The 3,005-nt window shown below is 64.4% G+C and carries 3 protein-coding genes and 1 pseudogene; 1 reads left to right on the top strand and 3 read right to left on the bottom strand.

Annotated elements, in window-relative coordinates; all coding sequences use genetic code 11:
- On the bottom strand, positions 1–455 hold a 455-nt coding region (locus ACLP25_RS30965; RefSeq protein WP_442472925.1), incomplete at its 3' end, for an ATP-binding protein.
- Between the two features lie 358 nt (positions 456–813).
- Between ACLP25_RS30965 and ACLP25_RS30970 the strand changes: the two genes are divergently transcribed.
- Positions 814–1,662, top strand: a complete 849-nt coding sequence (locus ACLP25_RS30970; RefSeq protein WP_442472926.1) for a sugar phosphate isomerase/epimerase family protein — start codon at positions 814–816, stop codon at positions 1,660–1,662.
- A gap of 106 nt (positions 1,663–1,768) precedes the next feature.
- Here the strand turns inward: ACLP25_RS30970 and ACLP25_RS30975 are convergent, their stop codons facing one another.
- Positions 1,769–2,716 (bottom strand): ABC transporter permease, encoded by a 948-nt coding sequence (locus ACLP25_RS30975; protein WP_442472927.1) that lies wholly within the window; start codon positions 2,714–2,716, stop codon positions 1,769–1,771.
- Between the two features lies 1 nt (position 2,717).
- A pseudogene (locus ACLP25_RS30980) lies at positions 2,718–3,005 on the bottom strand (sugar ABC transporter ATP-binding protein); the annotation flags it as partial.

Consider the following 3,005-nt stretch of genomic DNA (forward strand, 5'->3'; position numbering starts at 1 on the left):
ATCACGATCAGGGACGCGGAGCTCGACAGCTCCTGCAGCGTCCGCCGCACCCCGTCGGGCGTCTCGGCATTGAGGTCGGAGCCGGGCGGCGGCGAGGTCGCGAGCGGGTTGCGCACGCCGCCGAAGCCGATGTTTGGGTGCCGCCTCGCCGCCTCGATGTCCTTGAACGCCTTGGTCCACAGCGAGGCGTAGCTGTCCGAAATGTCGCAGTTCGTTCGCGACACGATGAAGGCCTGGCGCTTGGCGAGAAAGGCGGAAATCATGTTGGAGAGCGACGTCTTGCCGGTCCCGCGCTCGCCGTACAGGATCGCATGGCAGCCGCGCTGGGACACCGCGTCGATGATCTTGAGGACCTGATCCTTCCGGCCGGAGAAGAGATCGCGCTCGTTGATCGGGGCGCCGGGCGTGAACACGGTCCCGGTCTGATAGATCAGGGCGTCGAAATCCGGTTCCATGCTGCTCTCAAAGCCAAGCGCGCCGCCGCTCGTGACGTCACGTTCGAAGGGAACGCCCGGCGCGGCCGCAAAATGCCCCGCCTCGGCCCCTCGGTCAAACCGCCCGCAAGGGGCGGCTTTTTCCTTCGCCGGCCAGAGATATGAGCCGCGCCGGCGAGGAACGGGTCAAGAGCGGCGCTTGGATGGGGCTGCGACGCCGTTGAGCGATCCGAGGCGCCGAGGGAGTTCGAGCCAGCGAGGATCGTCTCCGCGCCCCCCTTGAACGTTGCGATCCCGCTTCATTAGGCGACCGGGATTTTCCTTGCCACCGGGTTCGAAGAGGAGAACATTTCCTAGCATCCGCTCCCGGGATTCGGCCATGCGATACGGCGCAAGTACGTTCATTTGGGCCTCGCCCTTCTCCAATCGAACCCTCGATCTCTTTGACCTCGTCAAGGCGCTCGGGTTCGACATCCTCGAGATCTGCGTCGAGGATCCTGCGACGATCGACGTTTCCGCTATTCGCGCGCGGGCGGCGCGAACGGGCGTGTCGGTGACGATATGCGGCGCCTTCGGGCCGACCCGAGACCTGAGCGCGGAGGACGCGACGACCCGCGAAACCGGGCTCGCCTATGTCGAGCGCTGCATCGACTTCGCGAAAGCGCTGGGCAGCCCGTTCGTCTCGGGGCCGATGTACGCCGCCACCGGCGCGACGCGTCTCCTCAGCGACGAGGCGCGAAGGGATCAGTGGGACCGAGCGGTCGTAAGTCTGAAGCGCGCCGCGACTTACGCCGCCGAGCGCGAAGTCAAGCTCGCCATCGAGCCGCTCAACCGCTTCGAGACCGACCTCGTCAACACGGTCGACCAGGGCCTGAGACTCATCGAGGACGTCGGCGCCGACAATGTCGGGCTGCTGCTCGACACGTTCCATATGAACATCGAGGAGAAAGACATTCCCGCCGCCATCCGGCGCGCGGCGGGCCGCATCGTCGAATTCCACGCCTGCGCCAACGACCGCGGCACGCCGGGCGAGGACCATCAGCCCTGGGCCGAGATCGCCGCGGCGCTCAGCGAGGTTCGCTTTGAAGGGCCGGTCGTGATCGAGGCCTTCACCCCCGAAATCAAGGAGATCGCCAGGGCGGTCTCGATCTGGCGGCCGCTCGCCAGGAGCCAGGACGCGCTCGCCGGAGATGGGCTGAGAAATCTGCGCGCCGCGTTCGGGGAATAGATTCGACTCATTCGGCGCCCGAGCATGCGGGTTACGTGAGGACCGGGATCGAGCAGAAGCGAGCATTCGCGATTGAACGTCGCTTATCGACGCGCACCGGCCGGCGCTACGCCCTCTGTCCGCGCTGGCTGAATGCGCTGACCGCCAGGGACACAATAATAAGCGCGCCGATGGCCACGTCCTGGAAGTAGGGATTCACCTGGAGCATGTTCAGCGCGTTGGAGATGATCCCGGTGAGGAGCACGCCGAAGAAGGTGCCGATAATCTTGCCCCGCCCGCCCGTCATCGGCGTGCCGCCGATGACCACGGCGCCGATGGCCTGCAGCTCGATCCCGCTGCCGGTGGAGGGCTGGGCGGCGCCGATGCGGGACAGAAGCAGGGTCGCCGCAACTCCGACAAGCAGACCGTTGATGATGAAGAAGATCAGCTTGTTCCGGTTGACCGGGATGCCCGCGAGGTAGGCGGCCTGCACGTTGCTGCCGATGGCGAAGGCCCTGCGGCCAACTTTCGTGTATTTCAGAATGAAATGAACGATGAGGTAGCCCGCGAGGCTGATGAGGAACATGAGCGGGATGATATTGAAGAACCTCTCCGTGCCGAGAAACTCGAAGTTTCCGTAGATCAGCTGCAGGACGCCCTTTGTGAAGGCGAGGGCGATGCCGCGAAAGATCCCGATGCAGGCTAGGGAGATGATGAACGACGGCGCCTTGAACAGGATCGAGCACGCCCCGACGAAGAAGGAGTTGACTGTGGCAAGGAGAATGCCCGCCGCCACGGAGGGCGCCTCACCGTAGCCGGCCTTGATCATGATCGCCATCAAACAGGCGGACATTCCGATGTTCGCGCCGACCGAGATGTCGAAGTTCCCCGCGAACATCAGGAGGGTCGCGCCGGAAGCCACGAGGCCGAGCACCGACACCTGCTCCAAAATGTTCTCCAGGTTGTTCAGCCCGAAGAACCGCGGATTGATGAGACCCGTCCCGACCGCCAGGGCGACCTCGACGATGAGAAGGAAAAACCACTGTTCGCGGAAGATCGAGACGCTTCTCCGCATGTCAGAGTCCGATGAAGTGTTTGACGAGCGTCTCCTCGGTGACCTCGCGCCGGTCCAGCACGTGGGTGAGCCGGCCTCCCCGCATCACGCCGATGCGGTCGCTCATCGACATCAGCTCCGGCATGTCGGACGACACCATGATGATGCTTTTGCCCGCCTTCGCCAGCTCCACCATGATACGGAAGATCTCGGCGCGGGCGCCCACGTCCACGCCCTTGGTCGGCTCATCGAAGATGTACAGCAGGCCATCGCTCAGGAGCCAGCGGCCGATGACGGCTTTCTGCTGATT

Source organism: Roseiarcus sp., assembly GCF_052145395.1.
Classification (GTDB): Bacteria; Pseudomonadota; Alphaproteobacteria; order Rhizobiales; family Beijerinckiaceae; genus Roseiarcus.

What these genes read in the sequence shown, in the direction of transcription:
- ACLP25_RS30975 (WP_442472927.1), bottom strand. Translation starts at nt 2,716, where the DNA reads ATGCGGAGAAGCGTCTCGATCTTCCGCGAACAGTGGTTTTTCCTTCTC.
- ACLP25_RS30970 (WP_442472926.1), top strand. Translation starts at nt 814, where the DNA reads ATGCGATACGGCGCAAGTACGTTCATTTGGGCCTCGCCCTTCTCCAAT.